Consider the following 21,253-nt stretch of genomic DNA (forward strand, 5'->3'; position numbering starts at 1 on the left):
CCGTCGCACCTTTCGGGAAGGGCGGCGGGGCAGGGCTCGGTCTCGACGATGTGGGCGTCGACGGCCGCGCACAGCAGGTGGACGGCGACGAGGTGGCATTCCTGGACGGTTGCCACCTGGTCGGCGTCCACGCACACGGCCAGGTCGCCGGCCTCGGCCAGGGGGTTCGGGCCGGGGCCGGTCAGCGCCCAGACGGTCAGTCCCGTTTCCCGGCCCGCACGGGCGGCGGCGAGCACGTTGGGGCTGGTCCCGGAAGCGGACAGCAGGAGAAGGACGTCACCGGGCCGCCCGTGCGCGCGGACCTGCCGGGCGAAGACCTCTTCGGGGCCGTAGTCGTTGGTGAGCGCGGTGACCGAGGAGGAGTCGGCGTGCAGCGCGATCGCCGACAACGGCGCACGCTCGGCGCGGAAGCGCCCGACGAGCTCGGAGGTGAGGTGCTGGGCCTCGGCGGCCGAGCCGCCGTTGCCCGCGACGAGGAGCCGCCCGCCGGTCGTCAGGACGGTGGCGAGGGCGCGGCCCCACCGGTCGAGCTCCGCTGTGTCGAGGCGGTGCAGCGCCTGGGTCAGGGCGTGAATGTGGTCGCGGCCCGGTACGGTCACGATGTGCCTTCCGACAGGGGGTGGGGCGGGCAGGTGGCGTCGAGGACGGGACGGCGGGGTGGCCGTCCGCCCCCGTGGGAGGTGTTGGCGTCACACCGGCTCGGGTGCGGCACCGGTGCGTACGCGCCGGGCATGGAGCCGCAACAGAACAGCGGTGGCGAGCAGCCACAGCCCTGCCACGAGCGCTTCGTGCGCGATCGCGCCCCACAGCTCACCGGTCGAGGCGGTGCCCGGGGCGCGCAGGGCGTTCAGTCCGGCTCCCAAGGGCAGCGCCTGGCCCGCCAGATGCAGGAGCCCTTGCGGATCCAGGGGAACGACCACGCCGGCGCAGAGCAGGATGAGGTAGCCGGCGACGTTGACGACGAGTCCCTCGTCGAGGCCGGTCAGCACGAGGGCGCAGCAGAAGAGGCCCGCGCAGAGGCAGCTCACCGTGGTGAGGAGGATCAGCGGGTACCCGACCGCGAGATCGACCGTGCCGCGCCCGCCGAGGACCGTCGGGCCCAGGACGAGCAGTGCCACGAGCGAGGCCGCCAGTCCTTCGACGACGTATACCCAGGAGCGCAGGAGCATGACGACGAGCAGCGGGGTGTCGCCCATGCGGAGGCGGTACATGGTCCCCAGGGGGACCTCGGAGGTCACCACGGAGGAGACGTGGCTGGTGACCGCCGCGACCGGGGCGAAGGCGACGGAGCCGACGAACGCGTGGGCGCGTCCGGCGTCCTGGGCGGCGAGCTGGCCGAGGAGGGTGAAGAAGGCGACCTGGAAGACGGTCCGGAGGGCGATGCCGGCCGACGCCCCGGGGCCGACCGAGGTCAGGCGGTAGTCCTTCCACGACAGACGGCAGATCCGCAGACCCGTGGTGAGCGCGTGGCGCAGGGTGTCAGGCATGTTCGAGGGTCCCCCTGGCTCGGCCGCGGCGCAGCACGGCGTTGAACGCCCACGCCCCGCCGGCGAGGTAGAGGGTGGTCAGCAGCAGCACGCCTGTCAGTGGGGCGACGGCGGGCGCCCGGCCGTGCGAGGCGTCGTGCAGCAGGCCGGCCACGTGGTGCAGGCTGACGGCCTGGGCCGGCCAGCGCAGCGCGGGGGCGAGCAGGTCCGGCGGAATGACGATGCCGCCGAGGACGAAGACCGGGTAGCCCAGGGCCTCGATGATGCGAAGTCCCGCCCGGGAGAGGAAGACGACGCAGCTCAGGACGAGTCCCATGGCCGCCGCCGAGACCACGGCCGCCACGATGACGAGGGCGGCCGTCGACGGCGGGGGCAGCTGCGGATGCAGCCCCAGTGCGGGAACGGCGACGGCCGCCGCGGCCAGGGTGCGTACGAGACCTGCCGCGGCGACGCCGAGGGTCTTCCCCAGGAGCACCGACAGCAGCGACACCGGGCGGACCAGCAGGCTCGCGAGGGTGCCTTGCGATGCCTCACGACGAAGCAGCGTTCCCGCCCCCCACAGGGTCGCGGACCACAGAGCGATCATCACGACGCCGAACACGACCTCGGTCGTCCGCATCCGGTCCAGCGCGCTGCCCCGGGAGACGACGGCCAGCAGCACGACCGGCTGGATCACGGAGATCACCATCGCGGTCCTGACCCGGGCGGTCTCCCGCACCTGGAGGACGGCGGCGCGCCACATCGCCCACAGCTCGGCCTTCGCGGCACGCAGGGCCTCACGCATGGTTCAGCGCCAGTCGGCGCAGCACGGCCTCGACACCGGGCGAGTCGACGTCGATGTCCGTCACCGGATGCCGCCGTACGACCTCGGTCAGCCGGTCGAGGACGGCTGCGTCCCAGGCGGCCACCTGGAAGGTGATCCTCCAGCCCTTCTCGTCCTGGTGGATCCTTGGCGACGCGTCGCTCAGGAGGACGGCGGCGTCCCGTGGGGCGACGCCGGGGCCGGACAGGCGCACCTCGGCGGTGAAACCGGCCTGGCGCCGGAACTCGGCGATGGGCAGGTCGTGGGAGACCGTTCCGGAGTCGAGCAGGACGACCCGGCCGGCCAGCCGGTCGATGTCCGTGGGGTAGTGGCTGGTGAGAACGACCGCTGTGCCGTCGCGGGCGAGGCGGGCGATGGTCTCCCGGACCCGCTCCGCCTCCATCAGGTCGAGGCCGATGGTCGGCTCGTCCAGCATCAGCAGGCAGGGCCGGTCGAGCAGTCCCACGGCCAGGTGGAGGCGTTGCCGCATGCCCTTGGAGAAGGTCTCCACCCGGCTCTTGGCGCGGTCGGCGAGTCCGACCTCTTCCAGAGCGGCGAGGGCGTGCGCCCGCAGGTGCCGGTGACGGCCGGACAGTCCGCCGAAGAACATGATGTTGTCGAGGGCGGAGAGACGGGGGTACAGGCCCCGGTCGCCGCCGAAGACCACACCGAGGTGGCGCCGGGCCCGGCGCCCGTCCCCGGCCAGGTCGATGCCGCAGACGTGGGCCGTGCCGGCCGAGGGCAGGAGCAACGTCGAGAGGATCTTCAGAAGCGTGGTCTTGCCCGCACCGTTGCCTCCGAGCAGTCCGACCGCCTCACCGGCACGCACGGTGAAGCCGACCCCGCGCAGCGCCTCGACGGGAGGGGTCCCCGGAAAGGTCCGGTGGAGCTTCTCCACCCGCAGAACCTCTCCATCCGGCCGGCACGGTCCCACCACAGCCCTCGTTCCTCGTCACCTTGGTCGTCCTCCGGATTCGTTCGACGGAACCCGGACCTGTCCCTCGGGCCGGCGTGGTACCGGCCCGCCCGGGACTCCGTCCTTTGCGTACGGAGTCCCGGTCGATCTGCTAGATCACGCCGTCGGCGCGCAGGAACTGCTGGATCTGCGCGATGCGCTCCTCCTTGGTCATGTCGGGTCACCTCCTTCCGTGATCGGACGCCGGGCCCCCTACGGGGTGGGGGCGGTCCTCGGGCTCCGCGGCCGCTCCCTGCCCGAAGGTCGGGGAGACACCGGTGAGAAAGCTGACGAAGTCGACGTCCTTGCGCCGGCCGGCGTCGTGGAACGCGTCTTCGGCGATCGTCCGCACCTGGCACGGGATGCCGGTGCCGAGGACGTCTTCGAGGTTCCGCGTCAGCTCCGCGGCATCCGCCGCGGTGAACGACGGGGCCGGTGCGAGTAGTGCGGTCACGGAGAAGTCGGCCTCCTGCACGATCTGGTAGCGCCGTACCGGGTGACGGCGGACCGTCCGCGTGGCCCAGAGCACGGGGAGAGTGGTCCCGTCGGGCCGCCGCAGCTCACCCGGATTACGGCCTTCGACCAGGTCCATCACCTTGTGCGGGAGACCGCAGAGGCACGCGGCGGAGGCCAGCGAGCCGAAGTCACCGGTCCGGTAGCGGATCAGAGGCATCGCCCGGTTGGTCAGGTCGGTGATCACGATCTCGCCGGTGCGGCCCTCCGGGAGCGGTGCACCGTCGTCGTCGACGACCTCCAGCCAGAGCCGCTCGGACTCGACGTGGTAGGAGCCCGCTTCGCACTGCACCGCGATGGTGCCGACTTCCTTCATCGCGTACATGTCGGTCACCGGCAGGCCGAAGAACTCCGTCAGCGCGTCGCGTACGGCGGGGACGAGGAGCTCGCCGCACGTCACGACGGACCGGACCGACGGCAGCTGCCCGCCGTGCGCCTGCAGCAGCTGCATGAAGTCCACGAGGTTGCGCGGTGTCCCCGCGAGCACGTCCGGACGGAAGTACCTCGCGCGTTCGGCGAACATGGCGCCGTCGGACGCCTCGCATCCGGCCAGGCCGAACTGGGCGACTCGCGCGAGCCCTGCCCCGGGAGAGGTGTACTCGAACCAGCGGCCCGTCCGTGCCAGGCACGGCATCAGCACCGTGCGGTCGAACGCCTTGCCCTGCCGCTGGTTCCTGACGAGCGCGGTTGCCCACTCATGGACCAAGGCGTCGTCGTCACGGACCATCCGCAACGGCACCCCGCTGGTCCCCGAGGTCTCCAGGACCCGGCACGCCGTCGGATCGATGTCGTCGTCGCAGTGGTCGATCATGCCTTCCGCCAGTTCGAGCTTGCTCACGGAAGGGAAGGCGGACAGCCATCTCCAGGGCTCCTCCCCGTCGGCGAGCGTGAGCCCGATCCGTCGGTACGCCGGTACGGCGCCGACGGCGTGTCGAAGCACCGCGGTAAGGCGCTCACGCTGCAGGTCCTTGAGTGCTCCGGGCCGATCAGGAAGCCGGGAGTACCGTTCGTACTCCGCGTGCACCCGCGGGAAGAGCAGCCCCTCATGGATCAACTGCGACCGCCAGTGCCGCTCGTCCTCCGGCTCCACCAGAGGGTCGAATCGCTGCCGCACCATCCCACTTGCCTCCGCCCGCGCCGGTTCGGACGCCCCCCGCTCCGTCCCTCACGCGGACCAGTCTCAGCGCGGCCTCTTGCGTCGAGCTAACGCTTCACTAACGCGTCCCCGGTGGTCAGAAGGACCGAACAGCCCTTCTCGCCTTGATGAACCGATCGGCGAGCACCACGGAGTCGCCCCCGGCACGGTGCGGCCCGCGCCGCCGTGGCAGCGCCTGCCCGAGCTCGCCGCCCCGCCCTCCGGACGGCGAGACCCTGTACGTGATCGCCTGAACGCCGCACCGGTCGGGCGCCGGGTCCCCCGCCGGCGTAGACGTGTTCCGGCATGCTCCATCGTCCGGAGACCCTGCCCACGCTGGTCTGGCGTGACGGCGAACGCGTCCCCGAGGGCCCGCCGCGACCATGCGATCCGGCACGACGTGCTCTCGGGCTGCACCTCGCCCTCGTCGACCGCCGGCTTCCCCCGGGTCTCGCTCTCGTCGCGGCCGCCCGCGCCGCGTACGGCGCGTTCACCACCGCGACCGCGAGCACCACAGCCCCGGCAAGAGCCGCTGCCACCTGCGGAAACGTCAGTTCCCTTCCTCGCTCCGGCACGGGGCCGACCGTAGCGGCCGGCCGTCCCCGCCCGGCACGGTCCCGTGGATCACCCGGACGCCCGGCGCGCCCGCGCGGCAGAAGCGCACCCCTCGCGGGTCAGGAGGCCGCCCGGTGTCCGTCCGTCCTGCCGAACCGGAGTGTCCTTCGTGCTCGGTGGCGGTGCTCAGCGTCCGGTCACCGGTTGTGCGCCGTCGTGCCAACCCCTGGGCGCCGGAGGTCAATTCGGCCGGTCGGGTCGCTCGTAGCGTGAGGAAGTGCCGAGCCGCGGAGGCGGTGGGCACGTTACCGACAGCTCCGAGAGGACCCCTCATGTTCGACATCGCCACGGTGCAGGCCGCCCCGAGCAAGGACCTGCTGACGCCTGACAACGCGGTCATGCTCTTCGTGGACCACCAGCCGCAGATGTTCTTCGGCACCGGCAGCGGTGACCGTGCCGCGATCATCAACAGCACCGTGGGTCTCGCCAAGGCGGCGAAGGCGTTCGACGTGCCGGCCGTCCTGACCACGGTCGCCGCCGAGTCCTTCTCCGGTCCCCTGCTGCCGCAGCTCGCCGAGGTGTTCCCCAAGAACGAGATCATCGACCGCACCACCATGAACGCCTGGGAGGACGAGGCGCTCGTGGCGGCGGTCAAGGCGACCGGGCGCAAGAAGATCGTCCTGTCGGGCCTGTGGACCGAGGTCTGCCTGGTGCTGCCCGCGCTCTCGGCGCTCGAGCAGGGCTACGAGGTGTACGTCGTCACCGACGCCTCCGGCGGCGTCAGCCCGGCCGCCCACGAGCACGCTCTGCAGCGGATGATCGCCGCCGGCGCCGTCCCGGTGACCTGGGTGCAGGTGCTGCTGGAGCTGCAGCGCGACTGGGCGCGCCAGGAGACGTACGGCGCCGTCATGGAGATCGTCAAGGCCCACGCGGGCGCGTACGGCCTGGGTGTCGTGTACGCGCAGAGCGTCATCGGCGCGCACGCGGCGGGCTGACCTCCGTGGACACCGGCATTCTGATCCTGCGTCTGCTGGTGGGACTGCTCGTCGCCGGGCACGGGGTGCAGAAGGTCAGTGCGCACCTCGGCGGCAAGGGGCTTCAGGGCGGGACGGAGGAGTTCCGTGCCGACGGCTTCCGGGGTGGTGCCCTCACCGCCCTGGCGGCGGGCGGCGGCCAGATCGGCTCGGGTCTGCTGCTCGCCGCCGGCCTCCTCACCCCGCTGGCCGCGACCGGCACCATCGGGGTCATGACGGTCGCGCTCACCGTGAAATGGCGCCACGGCCTCTGGGTGCAGAACGACGGATACGAGTACCCGCTCGTCCTCATCGGCACCGCCGCCGCCCTCGCCGCCACCGGCCCCGGCGCCTGGTCCGTCGACGCGGCCCTCGGCCTCACGCCGTACCCGCTGTGGTGGGCCGCCCTCGCGCTCGCGGCCGGTCTCGGCAGCGGACTCCTCACCCGGCTCGTCCTGCACCGGCCTGCGGCACCGGCCGTCGCCGAGCGCTGAGCGCGAACCACGCAGACCGGGTCCGGCCGCTCGCGTACCCCCGACCGGACGGCCGGGCCCTTCCCACCCCTCACCCATCAGGAGCACTCGATGGACACCCTCACGAACCCGCACGGCGGCGGCCAGCCGCTGCTGCACCAGAAGGGGGCCGAGACCCAGGCGTTCGGCACGCTCAAGCAGCTGCCGATCGGCCTCGGCCACGACACCCGCATGTACGCGTGCCAGCGGCTGAACCGCGTCCTCGCCGACACGCAGATCCTCCACTCCCTGTACAAGAAGCACCACTGGCTCATGCGCGGTGCGACCTTCTACTCGCTCCACCTCATGCTGGACAAGCACGCGGAGGCCCAACTGGCCATCGTGGACGCGCTGGCCGAGCGGGTCCAGAGCCTCGGCGGCGTCGCGGTCGGCGACCCGCGCCACGTCGCCGAGCTGACGGCCATCCCCCGGCCGCCCGACGGCGTGGAGCCGGTTCCCGTCATGCTGTCGCGGCTCCTCGACGCGCACGAGCGGATCCTGATCGACGCCCGGGACGCCGCCGCCCGGATCTCGGCGGAGGGCGACGAGGGCAGCACCGACCTGCTCGTCTCCGAGGTCATCCGGACCGGCGAGGCGCAGGTGTGGTTCCTGGCCGAGCACCTCGTGGACACCCCGCTGGTGCGCGGCTGATGGACACCTACGACGTCGTCGTGGTCGGCGGCGGACCGGCCGGCGAGGTCGTCGCCGACCGGACCGTACGGTCGGGGCTGACCACCGTCGTCGTCGAGGCGGAGGCCGTCGGCGGCGAGTGCTCCTACCGGGCCTGCGTGCCGAGCAAGGCCCTGCTGCGCCCCGGCGCCGCCCGAGCGGAGGCCCGGTCGGTCGAGGGGGCCCGGCAGGCGGTCACCGCTGCTCTCGACCCGGTCCACGTCCTGGCCCGCCGCGACCGCTTCACCGGGCGCGGTGACGACACCGGCCAGGCCGACTGGCTCGGCGGTGCGGGCATCGCGCTGGTACGGGGGCACGGGCGGCTCGCCGGTGAGCGCCGGGTCGAGGTGACGGAGGCCGACGGCGGGGTCCGTACGCTGCGGGCCCGGCGCGCGGTCGTGGTCTGCACCGGCACGGAGCCCGCCCTTCCGCCGGTCGAGGGGATCGACCGGATCGGTGTGTGGACCAACCGGCAGGCCACCACCGTCGACGCCGTGCCGGGGCGGCTCGTCGTCATCGGCGGGGGAGTGGTGGCCTGCGAGATGGCCACCGCGTGGCGCTCGCTCGGCTCCTCCGTCACCCTGCTGGTGCGCGATCAGGCCCTGCTGAGCGACTGGGAGCCGTGCGCGGGCGAGGAAGTCACCCGAGGGCTGAACGATCTGGGCGTCACCGTCCGCTTCGGGGTGTCGGCCGTCCGGGTCGCCCGCGACGACGCCACCCGCACGGTGACCGTGGACACCGACGACGGCACCACCCTCGTCTGCGACGAGGTCCTCGCCGCCGTCGGACGGCGCCCGCGGACGGCGGACCTCGGCCTGGACTCCGTGGGAGTGCCCGCCGGCGACTGGCTCCCGGTCGACGACACCTGCCGGGTCACCGCGGTCGAGGGCGACTGGCTCTACGCCGTCGGCGACGTCAACCGCCGTGCGCCGCTGACCCACATGGCCAAGTACCAGGCGCGTGCCTGCGCGGCGGCGATCGCCGAGCGGGCCGCCGGGCGTCCGGCCGTCACCGGCGACCGGCAGCCGTGGAGCGCGGAGGCCGACCGCTTCGCCGTCCCGCAGGCCGTCTTCACCCGACCCGAGGTCGCGAGCGTCGGCCTCACGGAACGCGCGGCACGCGAAGCGGCTCTCGCGGTACGTGTGGTGGAGTACCGCATCGACGACGTCGCCGGTGCCGCGCTCCACGCGGACGGCTACCGCGGCCTCGCCAAGCTGGTCGTCGACGAGGGCCGAGGGGTCGTCGTCGGCTGCACGCTCACCGGCCCGATGGCGACCGAGCTCATCCACACGGCCACCGTGGCCGTCGTGGGCGAGGTCCCCCTGGAGCGCCTGTGGCACGCCGTGCCCGCCTTCCCGACGGTGAGCGAGGTCTGGCTCCGGCTCCTGGAGGCGTACGGCCTCTGAGGCCAGCCCCGCCGACCGCCGCTCCCGCTCGGCCCGGTCGGCGCACCGCACTGGCTGGGGCTCGGTCGGCGCGCCGCTCCCGTGGCGTACCGCACTCGTGGCGCACCGCACCCGCTCGGCCCGGTCGGCGCGTCGCTCCCGTGGCGTACCGCACCCGCTCGGCTCGGTCGCGGCACCGCACCCGCTGGGCCCGAGTCGGGGCACCGCACCCGCTCGGCCTGGTCGGCGCGCCGCACCCGTAGCGCGCCGCTCCCGCTCGGCCCGGCCGGCGCACCGCACCCGGAGCCCGCCGCCCGGCCGAGCACACCCGAACGGGCGCACCGCACCCGCTCGGCCCGGTCGGCGCACCGCACCCGGAGCCCGGCGCCCGGCCGAGCACACCCGAACGGGCTCACCGCTCCCGCCGCCCGGCCGAGCACACCCGAACGTTTCACCACCCGACAAGGAGTCACCCACCCATGCATCCCACGAGGCGCACCCTCGCCCTCGGCCTCGCCCTGCCCGCGACGCTGGCCGCCCTCGTCGGCGCCGGACCGGCGGGCGGGTCGGCTGCCGTCGGCGCCGACCGGCACGATCCCAAGCCCACGATCGTCCTGGTCCACGGAGCGTTCGCGGACGCCTCCAGCTGGAGCGGAACGATCCGCCGGCTGCAGCACGCCGGTTACCCCGTCCTGGCCCCCGCCAACCCGTTGCGCGGTCTTGCCGACGACACCGCCTACCTGCGCAGCGTGCTGGCGGCCATCGACGGACCCGTCGTCCTGGTCGGCCACTCCTACGGCGGCGCGGTCATCAGCGGCGCCGCGGCGGGCGACAGGCGTGTGCGGGCCCTCGTCTACATCGCCGCGTTCACCCCGGACAAGGGCGAGAGCGCGGCCGGGCTCGCCGCCAAGTTCCCCGGCTCGACCCTCGGCGACACCGTGAACCCGCGGTCGTACCCGCTGCCCGGCGGGGGCACCGGCACCGAACTCGTCATCGAACAGGCCGCGTACCACCGGCAGTTCGCCGCCGACGTCGCCACCCCCGAAGCGGCCGTCATGGCCGCGACCCAGCGCCCGGTCGCCACCGCCGCGCTGGAGGAAAGGGCCGGCGAGGCGGCCTGGAAGACGATCCCGTCCTGGGCGCTGGTCGCCACCGCCGACAAGAACATCCCTCCGGCGGCCCAGCAGTGGATGGCCCGGCGCGCCCGCTCGCACGTCACCGAGGTGGACGCGTCGCACGCCGTGGCCGTCTCCCGCCCGGCCGTGGTGACCCGCGTGATCCTCGCCGCCGCACGGGCGACCCGCTGACCCCCGACCTCCGACCCGCCCCGCTCCCGTACACCCCGAAGGAGAGCCCCCATGAGCAACCGTCCGGTCCTCGAACCCGCCGCCCAGGCGTTCGCCGACGCCACCGCCCGGCCGCCGTACCTCTACCAGATCCCCGTCACCGAGGGCCGCAAGGCCGTGGACGACGTCCAGAGTGGCGAGGGCGTGCCCCTGCCCGAGGTCGACGAGGAGTGGGTCACCGTCCACGGCGGCCCGACCGGCGACGTCCGCGCCCGTGTCGTCCGCCCCCGCGGTACCACCGGCCCGCTTCCCGTCGTCCTCTACATCCACGGCGCGGGCTGGGTCTTCGGCAACGCCCACACCCACGACCGGCTCGTCCGCGAACTCGCCGTCGGCGCGGGGGCGGCCGTGGTGTTCCCCGAGTACGACCTCTCGCCCGAGGCGCGCTACCCCGTCGCCATCGAGCAGAACTACGGCGTCGCCCGGTGGATCGCCCGCGAAGGCCACCACAAGGGCCTCGACGGCACCCGTCTCGCCGTCGCGGGCGACTCCGTCGGCGGCAACATGAGCGCCGCCCTCACCCTCATGGCCAAGCAGCGCGGCGACGTGACGCTCGTCCAGCAGGTCCTCTTCTACCCGGTCACCGACGCGGGCCTCGACACCGACTCGTACCACGAGTTCGCCGAGGGGTACTTCCTGCGCCGCGACGCCATGAAGTGGTTCTGGGACCAGTACACGACGGACGAGGCCGAGCGGGCCCAGATCACCGCCTCGCCGCTGCGCGCCTCCACCGAGCAGCTGACCGGCCTGCCGCCGGCCCTGGTCATCACCGCCGAGGCCGACGTCCTGCGCGACGAGGGCGAGGCGTACGCGGCCAGGCTCCGTGCCGCCGGCGTTCCCGTCACCGCCCTGCGGGTCCAGGGCGTCATCCACGACTTCGTGATGCTGAACGCGCTGCGCGAGACGCGGGGCGCTGAACTCGCCATCGGTCTCGCCACCGACACGCTCCGCAAGGCCCTCGCATGACCGGGCCGTCGACCAGCATGCCCGTGGCGGGACTGGTGCCCGCCCCGCGGAGGGAACACGAGCACGCCGATCTCCTCGTCCGCAACGCCAAGGTGTTCACGGGGGACGCCGACCGCCCGGAGGCCGGTGCCGTCGCCCTCCGCGACGGCCGGGTCGCGGCCCTCGGTGACGACCACGACCTCGCCCGCCTCGTGGGCCCGGGAACGAGGGTCGTCGACGCGCTGGGCCGGCGGGTGATCCCCGGCCTCAACGACTCGCACCTGCACGTCATCCGGGGCGGCCTGAACTACGTCCTGGAGCTGCGCTGGGACGGCGTACGAAGCCTCCGGCACGCCCTCGCGATGCTGCGCGAGCAGGCCGGCCGCACCCCGAAGGGGCAGTGGATCCGGGTCGTGGGCGGCTGGACCGCCGAGCAGTTCGCCGAGCGCAGGATGCCGACCGTCGCCGAGCTGAACGCCGCCGCCCCCGACACCCCGGTCTTCGTCCTGCACCTGTACCAGTCGGCGCTGATGAACCGGGCCGCGGTCCAGGCCGCCGGATTCACCCGCGACACGCCCGATCCGCGCGGCGGACAGATCGTCCGGGGCCGGGACGGCGAACCCAACGGCGTGCTCCTCGCGGCGCCGAGCGCTCTCGTCCTGTACTCGACCCTGGCCAAGGCCCCCGTCCTCGACGAGGCCGACAAACGGACGTCGACCCGTCACTTCCTGCGGGAGCTGAACCGCTTCGGGCTGACCTCGGCGGTCGACGCCGCCGGCGGGTTCCAGAACTTCCCCGACGACTACGCGACGGTCGTCGACCTCGCCAGGTCGGGAGAGCTGACCCTCCGGATCGCCTACCACCTCTTCCCGCAGACGGCCGGGCAGGAGCTCGCCGACCTGAAGCGCTGGACCGAGACGGTCAGGCCCGGGGACGGGAACGAGTGGCTCCGGCTGAACGGCGCGGGCGAGAACCTGACCTGGGCCGCCGCCGACTTCGAGAACTTCTCCGAGCCCCGGCCCGAACTCGCCGCCGGTTACGAGACCGAATTCGAGCAGGCCGTCCGGCTCCTGCTCGAGAACGGCTGGGGCTTCCGGCTCCACGCGACCTACGACGAGACGATCCGCCGCGACCTGGCCGTCTTCGAGAAGCTCGCCGCCGAGGGACTCTTCCCCGGCGGCAACCGCTGGCTCTTCGACCACGCGGAGACCGTCTCCGCCGACAGCCTCGACCGGATCGCCGCCCTCGGCGGCGCCGTCTCGGTCCAGAACCGGATGTCCTTCCAGGGCACCGCGTTCCTCCACCGCTACGGCGCCGAGGCCGCCGCCCACACCCCGCCCGTCCGGGCCATGCTCGACCGGGGCCTGACCGTCGCGGCCGGAACCGACGCCACCCGCGTCTCCTCGTACAACCCGTGGGTCGCACTGCACTGGCTGGTGACCGGGCGCACCGTCGGCGGCACCGCGCTCTACCCGCCCGCGAACCTGCTCGACCGGGAGACCGCCCTCGGCCTCTACACCCGCGGCGGAGCGCGGCTCACCGGCGAGCAGGACGTCAAGGGGACCCTGCGGGAAGGGTCGTACGGCGACCTCGCGATCCTCTCCGACGACTACCTCACCGTTCCCGAGGACGTCATCCCCGGCATCGAGTCCGTCCTCACCGTCGTCGGCGGCCGCATCGTCTACGCGACCGCCGAGTACGAGGGACTCGACGAGCCCGTCCCGCCGGTCGGTCCGGAGTGGAGCCCGGTGGCCCGCTTCGGCGGCCACCAGCCGGGCCAGGGGGGCGCCCACCAGGCCGCGCTGGTGGCCGAGGCCGTCGCCGAGTCCGAGCAGCACCGCCGGTGGCGCGTCGCGCGCGGATCCGCCCCCGAGACGGCGCCGTCCTTCGTCGACCCCTGCTTCGATCACTGAAAGAGAGACATCCGATGACTGCCGTCTCCCCGGCCGCCGACGGCGGCGACGAACAGGACCCGGCCGCGCCCCCGGGACGCCGCTTCGAACCGGACCTCCGGTCGATGACACGGATCACCCTGCGGCCCATCGCCTCGCCCATGCCGCTCGGCTTCTTCACGATCGCCCTCGCGTCCGTGATGACCGGGTGCCTGCAGCTCGGGATCCTCGGGGAGGAGGCCCGTGCCGCCGTCGCGTTCACGGTGCTGCCGGCCTTCGTCCTCCAACTCCTCGTCAGCATCCTGGCCTTCGGCGCCCGTGACGTCATCGCGGCGACCCTGATGGCGGTGTTCGCGGGCAGCTGGCTGCCCTACTCGCTCATCATGCTCAGCGGCGCGGCCGACGGCCCGAAGGTCCTCGGCGTCCTCAACCTGGCGCTCCTCTGCTTCGGCGCGCTGATGACCGCCGTGACCGGGCCCAAGCGGGCGCTGTGGCTCGTCCTCGCGGTCTCCCTGCCCCGCTGGGCGGCCACCGGCCTCGCGGGCCTCACCGGGGCCGAATGGCTGACGCGTACGTCCGGGGCGCTCGGCCTCGTGGTGGCGCTCGTCGCGATGTACACGGCGTTCGCCCTGATGCTCGAGGACATGCGCAGCGAGCAGGTCCTGCCCATCGGCCGCAGCGGCCCCGCCCACCTCGCCGTGGAAGGCGACCTCGCCGTCCAGCTCCGCAACCTGGAACGCCAGGCGGGCGTGCGCCGCACGCTCTGACCCCGCCCACCGGCCCCCGAACCACCCCGAACACCCCCACGGACAGGAGCACCCATGGAACCCCGGCTCATCGACCGGCCCGAGAAGTCCCGGTACGAGGTCCTCGCCGGCGACGACGCCACCGAGACCGCCGGATTCGCCGAGTACCACCTCTCGGAGGGCGAGATCGCCTTCATCCACACCGAGATCGATCCCCGCTTCGGCGGCCAGGGCCTGGGCGGGCTGCTCGCCCGCGGCGCCCTCGACGACGCCCGGGCCCGTGGGCTGCGCGTCCTGCCGTACTGCCCCTTCGTCCGCGGCTGGATCGCCAAGCACCCCGAGTACGCCGACCTGGTGCCCGAGGCGCGCCGCGCCCGCTTCGGTCTGTGAACAACCCGCCGCACCCTTTCCCCGCCACTCACCGAGGAGTTCCCCCATGCCCCGACACGCCCGCCCCACCGTCGTCCTGGTCCACGGTGCCTTCGCCGACGCCTCCACCTTCGCCCGCGTCATCCCGGAACTGACCGCCGCCGGCCTGGACGTGCTGGCTCCGGCGGTGCCCAACCGCGGCCTCGTCGACGACGCCGCCTACATCGCCTCGGTGATCCGCGCCGTCGAAGGCCCCGTGATCCTGGTCGGGCACTCCTACGGCGGCGCCGTCATCACCCTCGCCGGCACGGAGGACAACGTCCGCGCGCTGGTCTACCTGGCCGGGTATGCCCTGGAAGAGGGCGAGAGCCTCGGCGAGCTGCAGGGCCGCTTCCCCGACTCCGGCCTCGCCGACGCGCTCGTCCGGACACCCTTCCCCGTGGCCGGCTCCACCGAGACCGGCACCGACGTCTCGGTGCAGATCGGCAAGTTCCCCGCCCTCTTCGCCGCGGACGTCGACCCCGGCCTCGCCGCCGTGCTCGCGGTCTCCCAGCGCCCCCTGGCCGCACGGGCCTTCTCGGAGGCGGCACCGGTCGCCGCCTGGAGGACCAGGCCCTCGTGGGGCCTGGTGGCCTCCTCCGACCGCACGATCAACCCCGACGTGGAGCGGTACGGATACGAGCGGGCCGGCATGACCACCGTCGAGGTCGACTCCTCGCACCTGGTCATGCTTTCCCAGCCCAAGGCCGTGGCGGAGCTGATCGTCGACGCGGCCCGGTCCACGGCGCACTGACACGACGCTTGAACATCGAACGATTGGTCTCCGTCGTTCGAACGAGGTAGCTTTCCGGAACGCCCGCCGAGAACACCCGGCGGGCGATCGGAGGAAGCACACCCATGAGGTTCGGCGCGAGGCTCGCGCTCGCCGTCATCACCCTCGCCGTCACCGCCACCGCCTGCGGCACCCCGCGGGACAGCGGCTCACCGTCGCGCACCACCGCGGACTGCGCACCGTACGCCCGCTACGGCAAGCACCCCGGCACCAGGGTCACCGTCTACGCGGAGAACCGGGACCGGGAAGCGGACCTGTTCGAAGAGACCTGGGCCGACTTCGCCGACTGCACGGGAATCGACGTCCGGTACGAGGGGGACGGGGAGTTCGAGGCCCAGATCCAGGTCCGGGTCGACGGCGGCAGCGCGCCCGATGTGGCGTTCTTCCCCCAGCCCGGCCTCCTGGAACGCTTCGCGCGGGCGGGGAAGCTCAAGCCCGTCAGCCCCGGGGTCGCGACCCTGGCGAAGCAGGGCTGGTCGGCGGACTGGAACAGCTACGCCACCGTGGACGGCACCCTCTACGGCACTCCACTCGTCGCCAACGTGAAGTCGTTCGTCTGGTACTCCCCGACGTTCTTCCGCGACAAGGGACTGAGCGTTCCCCGTACCTGGTCCGAGCTGATGGCCGTGACGGAGAAGGTCGCGGCGTCGGGAGTCAAGCCGTGGTGTGCGGGCGTCGAGTCCGCCGAGGCGACCGGCTGGCCCGTGACGGACTGGATCGAGGACGTCCTCCTCCGCCAGCAGGGCACGGACGTCTACGACCAGTGGGTCGCCCACGAGATCCCGTTCGACGACCCCCGTGTCATCCAGGCCATGAACACCGTCGGGTCCATCCTCAAGAACGACCGGTACGCCAACGGCGGTTTCGGCCCCGCCCGGTCGATGGCGTCGATCTCCTTCCAGGAGGCCGGCACACCGGTCCTCTCCGGCGACTGCGCGATGCACCGCCAGGCGTCGTTCTACGCCGACATGTGGCCGAAGGGCACCGAGATCGGACCGGACAAGGACGTCCACGTCTTCCTCCTGCCGGGCGCCGACCCGGCGAGCCGCCCCGTCCTGGGCGGCGGGGTGTTCACCGCGGCGTTCGCCGACCGTCCCGAAGTACGGGCGTTCCAGGAGTATCTGGCCACCGCGGACTTCGCGAACGCGCGGATGAGGAAGGGCCCGTACGTCTCGGCGAACAGGGGCGTGGACCCGGCGAACGCCGCGACCGAGGTCGACAGGCTCTCCATCCGGCTGCTCCAGGACCCGAGGACACAGTTCAGGTTCGACGGTTCGGATCTCATGCCCGCGTCGGTCGGCGCGGGGACGTTCTGGAAGGGAGCCGTCGACTGGATCGGCGGCGCGAGCACCCGCCAGGTCGCCGGCTCCATCGAACGTTCCTGGCCGAGAAGTTGATGTCGTTCGACGCCGTCGCCCAGCAGCCCAAGCTGCTGTACCTGCTCCAGGGCGTCGCCGCCTTCGCGGCGGTCGTCTCCCTCGTCCTCCTCGCCCTGCACCGGGGGCCGGTACGGAGAAGGGCCGCGGCCCTGATCCTGCTGGCTCCCGCACTGGCACTGCTCACGATCGGTCTTCTCCTGCCGGGTCTGCGCACCCTGGCGCTGTCGTTCACCGACAACGGCGGAGACGCGTGGGTCGGCCTCGACAACTACGTCTGGATGTTCACCGACCACCGAGCGCTGGTGGCACTGCGCAACACCGTGGCGTGGGTGGTCCTCGTGCCGCTGACGTCCACCGCGGTGGGTCTGCTCTACGCGGCGGCCGTCGCACGGTCGCGGTTCAGAACGTTCGCGCTGTCCCTGGTCCTGACGCCGATGGCGATCTCCTTCGTCGGTGCGGGTGTCGTCTGGAAGTTCGTCTACGCCTACCGGCCCGCGGAAGCCGGGCAGGTGGGACTGCTGAACCAGCTCGTCGTCGCGATCGGCGGCGAACCGAGGCAGTGGCTCGTGGACCCTCCCTGGAACGTCCTGTTCCTCGTCGTTGCCATGGTGTGGACGCAGACGGGCTTCGCGGCCGTCCTGCTGGCCGGCGCGATCCGAGCCGTACCCGCTGAGCTGACCGAGGCCGCCCGGCTCGACGGTGCGTCCCCCGGGCAGGTCCTCCGGCGGATCACCGTGCCGTCGATCCGGCCCACGCTCCTCGTCGTGCTCCTCGCCCAGGCGGTCGCCACCTTCAAGGCCTTCGACATCGTGAAGACCATGACCGGCGGACAGTTCGACACGGGCGTCCTCGCCCACGAGATGTACGACCAGGCGTTCCGCTACGGCGAGACGGGCCGCGGCGCGGCGCTCGCCGTGCTCCTCTTCCTCCTCGTCACTCCCTTCGTCGCCCACCAGGTCCGGGCGCGGCGGAGGACGGGATGAACGGCGTCCGGGAGCGACTGGCCTCCCGCGCCGGCACGTCGACCGCCGTGGTGATCGCGGTCCTGTGGACGACACCGACCCTCGGACTTCTGCTCTCCTCCTTCCGCCCCGAGGAGGAGATCAAGACGACGGGCTGGTGGACCGTCCTCGGCACGCCGAACCTCACGCTCGACAACTACGGCGAGGTGCTGTCCGGCGGCGGGAACGGGTCGGGGCGGCTCGCGGAGCACTTCGTCAACTCCGTCGTCATCACCGTTCCCTCGGTGCTGTTCCCGCTCGTCCTGGCCTTCTTCGCGGCGTACGCCCTGGCCTGGATCGACTTCAAGGGGCGCGACGCGCTCGTCGTCGGCGTCTTCGCGCTCCAGGTCGTGCCGCTCCAGATGGCGCTCGTCCCCCTCCTGAGGCTCTTCTCCCAGGGCTGGCTGTTCCTGCCCGCGTGGCACCTCACCGGTCCCGCGCGGTTCGGCCAGATCTGGTTCGCCCACACGGCCTTCGCGCTGCCCTTCGCGGTGTTCCTCCTGCACAACTTCCTGGCGGCGCTGCCCCGGGACCTGATCGAGGCCGCCCGCGTCGACGGCGCCTCGCACGGGACGCTGCTGCTCCGGATCGTGCTGCCGCTGGCCCGCCCGGCCCTTGCCGGCTTCGCCGTCATCCAGTTCATCTGGGTGTGGAACGACCTCCTCGTGGCACTGACCCTGTCGGGCGGAACGGCCGAGACCGCGCCCATGACGGTCAGACTGGCGAGCCTGGCCGGGACCTACGGCAACGAGTGGCAGCGGCTCACCGCGGGAGCCTTCGTGGCGGCGCTCGGTCCGCTGCTCGTCCTCTTCCTCCTCCGGCGGCACTTCGCACGGGGACTGCTCGCCGGATCGGTCAAGGGATGAGCCCCGACAGGCCCGACGGGCAGGGCGCGGCGACGGGGCTGAGCCGGCCCGGGCTGCGGGGCCGCGAAGTCGAACTGGAGCAGCTGCGCGCCCTGGTCGAAGCGGTGAGGGACGGCGAGGGAGGCGCGGTCGCGCTGCTCCTCGGCGAGCCCGGGATCGGCAAGACCGCGCTCCTGCGGGAGACCGTTCCGCTCGCACGGGAGCGGGGATTCCTCGTCAGCCAGGGCCGCGCCGAGGAACTGCACGCACTGGCGCCGCTGGCCTCACTGGCCTCGGGCCTCCTGCACGGTGACCCGCCGCTGCTCTCCGGCACGGACCTCGCGGACCTCGCGGGCCACCACGACCAGCGCATCTGGCTCGTCGAACGGCTCGCCCAGCTGATCGAGGAACGCTCGGCGGGCAGACCCGTACTGATCGCGGTCGACGACGTCCAATGGGCCGACCCGCTGAGCCGTTTCGCCCTGAGCGTCCTGCCGGCACGGCTGCTCAGCTCCCCGGTCCTCTGGCTGCTCACCAGCAGGGAGGACCCGGGGCTGCACGGGCAGGGGCCGCTGACGACGACCCTCCCCCTGCGGCCGCTGTCCGGGACGGCCCTGGCCGAACTGGCCCGCGACGTCCTCGGCGCGGACGTCCCGGCGCGGGTGGGGGAACTCCTCGACGGGGCGGGCGGCAACCCCTTCCTCGCGGCCGAGATGCTCTCGGGCATCGCGGCGACGGGGGCGGACGGGGCGGAGCCGCCCGAGCGGCTGGTCCTCGGCGTACGCGGCCGCCTGGCCGACCTCCGGCCGGACACCCTGCACTTCCTGCGGATCGGCTCGGTCCTCGGCCGCGCCTTCTCGCTCACCGACGCCGCAGCCCTGTGCGGCCGGCCCGCCTCCGGACTCAGCGCCGAAGTGGACGAGGCGATCGCGGCCGCCCTCCTCCACGACGACGGCGAACGCCTCCTGTTCCGCCACGACCTGCTCCGCCAAGCGGTCTACGCCGACCTCGCCCCCTCCGTACGCCGGGCACTGCACCGGGAGGCCGCCAGCCGGCTCGTCGCGGCGGGCCGGAGCTCCGGCGACGCGGTCCCGCACCTGCTCAAGAGCGCCGAACCCGGCGACATGGAGGCGATCGGACTCCTCGGCACGGCCGCCGAGGACGTGATCGCCGTGATGCCCGACCTCGCCGCCGACCTGGCCGTACGAGCCCTGGAACTCGTACCGGCCCGTGCGCCCATGGCGTACGACGTGGGGGAGCGGGCCATCGTCGCGCTGACCCGCGCGGGCCGGTACACGCAGGCACGGGACATAGGCGACGTGCTGCTCGCCCGGCAGCCGCCCCTGGACGTCTTCGCCCGTCTGCAGTCCGTGCTCGGCGACATGCTCTGGCACCTCGACGACGTCCACGAGCTGACCCGCCGCACGACGACGGCGCTGGCAGCCGTCACCGACCCGGCGGTCCGTGCCCGCCTGATCGCCCGTCAGGCCCTGGCCCGGTCCCGCGGGAGCGACCTCGCGGCCGCTCGGGAGACCGGTGAACGGGCACTCGCCGAGGCGGAGCGAGCAGGTGACAGGGAGGCCCGCGTCCTCGCCCTGTGGGGTCTCGGCGAGATCGCCCTCAACGCGGGCGACTGCGCCGCGGCCGTCGCACACCACACCGCGCTGAGCGTGTTCGACTCGGCCTTCCTGCCCGAGGAGGCCGTCGCCCTGATCCACATGGACGAATTCGACGCCGTACGGCGACTGCTCCGTACGGCGGGCGACCTCCCCCTGCGCCCCGCCATGCTCCTCTGGACCCAGGGAACGCTGAACATGGGGCTCGGGCGGCTCGACGACGCGGACGCCGACTTCGTCACCGCCGAACGTCTCGAAGCGGACCTCCACGTGCCCGGCAACCTGGTCAACATCCGCGTCAACCGCGGCCTCCTCGCCCTGCTGCGCGGCGACCACGACGCCGCGCGGGAACACCTCGACGTCGTGCGGAGGGCCGTGGCCGACCGGCCGAACACGGGCAACCACGCCACGCACCGGTACTTCGAGGCCGCCGTCGCCGACGCCGACGGCGACCACGCGGCAGCGGCCGAACTCGTCCGGTCGGTGCAGCAGGACCACCCCTTCCTCCGCTGGCGGCTCCTGCGCCCTCATGTCGTCCAGGCCGTGCGGATCGCCCTGCGCGGCGGGGACCGGAAGCTCGCCGCGGACCTCGCCGCACAGGCCGCCGCACACGCCGCCCGCAATCCCGCCGTGCCGACCGCCCGGGGCACGGCCGCCCACGCGTCCGCCCTGGTGAACGCCGACCACGGACTCCTGGAGCGGGCGGTGGACATCCTGCTGGACGGCCCGCGGCCGCTGCCCCTCGCCGCCGCGTCCGCCGACCTGGGGCGTGCCCTTCTGGCCTCGGGCGACCCCGCCGCGACACCCGCCCTGACCAGGGCGCACGACATCTACGCCCAGGCGGGGGCCGAGGCCGAGGCCGACCGGGTCCGGGCCGAACTGGAACGGAGCACACGCCGCCCCGGCCGGCGCACCGGACGACTCGGGCCGCGCACCGACCAGGGCTGGGACGCGCTCACGGCCTCGGAACGGAAGGTGGCCCGGCTGATCGCCGCGGGCCACACCAACCGGTCGGCCGCGGAGGCCCTCGTCGTCTCGCCGCACACGGTCAACACCCATCTGGCGTCGATCTTCCGCAAGCTCGCGGTGCGTTCCAGGGTCCACCTGGCCCGGATCGTCCTCGCGGAGGACGACGAGGCAACGGCCCACGACGACTGAGCACGGGTTCTGCGCCCCCGTGCAAGGGGTGGTGCGCGGTACGGCAACAGGAGGCGCGCAGCCGGTCCTAGCGTGACGGACACGCCGCGCCGCTTCGA

General features: G+C 73.1%; 18 protein-coding genes and 1 pseudogene. 14 read left to right on the forward strand and 5 right to left on the reverse strand.

Annotation, left to right across the window (positions count from 1 at the left end; genetic code table 11):
• Positions 1 to 53: 53 nt before the first annotated feature.
• From ABD954_RS29320 to ABD954_RS29340, 5 genes and pseudogenes are all read right to left on the reverse strand, one after another.
• Positions 54 to 632 (reverse strand): annotated as a pseudogene (locus tag ABD954_RS29320) (D-sedoheptulose-7-phosphate isomerase); the annotation flags it as partial.
• 57 nt (positions 633 to 689) lie between these two features.
• Positions 690 to 1,487 carry an ABC transporter permease gene (locus ABD954_RS29325; RefSeq protein ID WP_345490524.1) on the reverse strand — a complete coding sequence of 266 codons (798 nt, stop codon included), beginning with the start codon at positions 1,485 to 1,487 and terminating at the stop codon, positions 690 to 692.
• On the reverse strand, positions 1,480 to 2,271 hold the full coding sequence (locus ABD954_RS29330) for an ABC transporter permease (protein ID WP_345490525.1): 792 nt from the start codon (positions 2,269 to 2,271) through the stop codon (positions 1,480 to 1,482). Before ABD954_RS29330 ends, ABD954_RS29325 begins: the two co-directional genes overlap by 8 nt.
• Positions 2,264 to 3,187: an ABC transporter ATP-binding protein gene (locus ABD954_RS29335; protein WP_345490527.1), complete on the reverse strand. Its 924-nt coding sequence runs from the start codon at positions 3,185 to 3,187 to the stop codon at positions 2,264 to 2,266. Before ABD954_RS29335 ends, ABD954_RS29330 begins: the two co-directional genes overlap by 8 nt.
• Positions 3,188 to 3,425: 238 nt before the next feature.
• Positions 3,426 to 4,874, reverse strand: a complete 1,449-nt coding sequence (locus ABD954_RS29340; protein WP_345490529.1) for a phenylacetate--CoA ligase family protein — start codon at positions 4,872 to 4,874, stop codon at positions 3,426 to 3,428.
• Between the two features lie 905 nt (positions 4,875 to 5,779).
• Here ABD954_RS29340 and ABD954_RS29345 point away from each other — a divergent pair.
• The 14 genes from ABD954_RS29345 to ABD954_RS29410 all read left to right on the forward strand — a co-directional run bounded on the left by ABD954_RS29345 (position 5,780) and on the right by ABD954_RS29410 (position 21,155).
• Positions 5,780 to 6,442, forward strand: coding sequence for a hydrolase (locus ABD954_RS29345; RefSeq protein WP_345490531.1), 663 nt, complete (start codon positions 5,780 to 5,782; stop codon positions 6,440 to 6,442).
• A 5-nt stretch (positions 6,443 to 6,447) separates the two neighbouring features.
• Positions 6,448 to 6,954 (forward strand): DoxX family membrane protein, encoded by a 507-nt coding sequence (locus tag ABD954_RS29350; protein WP_345490533.1) that lies wholly within the window; start codon positions 6,448 to 6,450, stop codon positions 6,952 to 6,954.
• A gap of 90 nt (positions 6,955 to 7,044) precedes the next feature.
• Complete coding sequence (locus ABD954_RS29355; protein WP_345490535.1) at positions 7,045 to 7,623, forward strand: Dps family protein; 579 nt, start codon at positions 7,045 to 7,047, stop codon at positions 7,621 to 7,623.
• The gene (locus ABD954_RS29360) at positions 7,623 to 9,047 is read left to right on the forward strand and encodes a dihydrolipoyl dehydrogenase family protein (protein WP_345490537.1); all 1,425 of its coding nucleotides are present in this window, start codon (positions 7,623 to 7,625) and stop codon (positions 9,045 to 9,047) included. Before ABD954_RS29355 ends, ABD954_RS29360 begins: the two co-directional genes overlap by 1 nt.
• Positions 9,048 to 9,505: 458 nt before the next feature.
• Complete coding sequence (locus tag ABD954_RS29365) at positions 9,506 to 10,333, forward strand: alpha/beta fold hydrolase (RefSeq protein WP_345490539.1); 828 nt, start codon at positions 9,506 to 9,508, stop codon at positions 10,331 to 10,333.
• A gap of 51 nt (positions 10,334 to 10,384) precedes the next feature.
• A complete protein-coding gene (locus tag ABD954_RS29370) occupies positions 10,385 to 11,338 on the forward strand; it encodes an alpha/beta hydrolase (protein ID WP_345490541.1) in 954 nt (317 codons plus the stop codon).
• Positions 11,335 to 13,230, forward strand: coding sequence for an amidohydrolase (locus tag ABD954_RS29375; RefSeq protein WP_345490543.1), 1,896 nt, complete (start codon positions 11,335 to 11,337; stop codon positions 13,228 to 13,230). Before ABD954_RS29370 ends, ABD954_RS29375 begins: the two co-directional genes overlap by 4 nt.
• 14 nt (positions 13,231 to 13,244) lie before the next feature.
• The gene (locus tag ABD954_RS29380) at positions 13,245 to 13,976 is read left to right on the forward strand and encodes a GPR1/FUN34/YaaH family transporter (RefSeq protein WP_345490545.1); all 732 of its coding nucleotides are present in this window, start codon (positions 13,245 to 13,247) and stop codon (positions 13,974 to 13,976) included.
• Between the two features lie 54 nt (positions 13,977 to 14,030).
• Positions 14,031 to 14,345, forward strand: coding sequence for a GNAT family N-acetyltransferase (locus tag ABD954_RS29385; protein WP_345490547.1), 315 nt, complete (start codon positions 14,031 to 14,033; stop codon positions 14,343 to 14,345).
• A 46-nt stretch (positions 14,346 to 14,391) separates the two neighbouring features.
• Positions 14,392 to 15,117, forward strand: a complete 726-nt coding sequence (locus ABD954_RS29390; RefSeq protein WP_345490549.1) for an alpha/beta fold hydrolase — start codon at positions 14,392 to 14,394, stop codon at positions 15,115 to 15,117.
• A gap of 104 nt (positions 15,118 to 15,221) precedes the next feature.
• The gene (locus tag ABD954_RS29395; protein WP_345490551.1) at positions 15,222 to 16,553 is read left to right on the forward strand and encodes an ABC transporter substrate-binding protein; all 1,332 of its coding nucleotides are present in this window, start codon (positions 15,222 to 15,224) and stop codon (positions 16,551 to 16,553) included.
• Entirely contained in the window at positions 16,553 to 17,518 is a 966-nt protein-coding gene (locus ABD954_RS29400; RefSeq protein ID WP_345490553.1) for a carbohydrate ABC transporter permease, read from the forward strand. Before ABD954_RS29395 ends, ABD954_RS29400 begins: the two co-directional genes overlap by 1 nt.
• Positions 17,515 to 18,402 carry a carbohydrate ABC transporter permease gene (locus ABD954_RS29405; protein ID WP_345490555.1) on the forward strand — a complete coding sequence of 296 codons (888 nt, stop codon included), beginning with the start codon at positions 17,515 to 17,517 and terminating at the stop codon, positions 18,400 to 18,402. The genes ABD954_RS29400 and ABD954_RS29405 overlap by 4 nt, the downstream gene beginning before the upstream one ends.
• Positions 18,399 to 21,155 carry an ATP-binding protein gene (locus ABD954_RS29410; RefSeq protein WP_345490557.1) on the forward strand — a complete coding sequence of 919 codons (2,757 nt, stop codon included), beginning with the start codon at positions 18,399 to 18,401 and terminating at the stop codon, positions 21,153 to 21,155. The genes ABD954_RS29405 and ABD954_RS29410 overlap by 4 nt, the downstream gene beginning before the upstream one ends.
• Positions 21,156 to 21,253 lie beyond the last annotated feature (98 nt).

It is taken from the genome of Streptomyces roseoviridis, from assembly GCF_039535235.1.
In the GTDB taxonomy this organism is placed as follows: Bacteria; Actinomycetota; Actinomycetes; order Streptomycetales; family Streptomycetaceae; genus Streptomyces; species Streptomyces roseoviridis.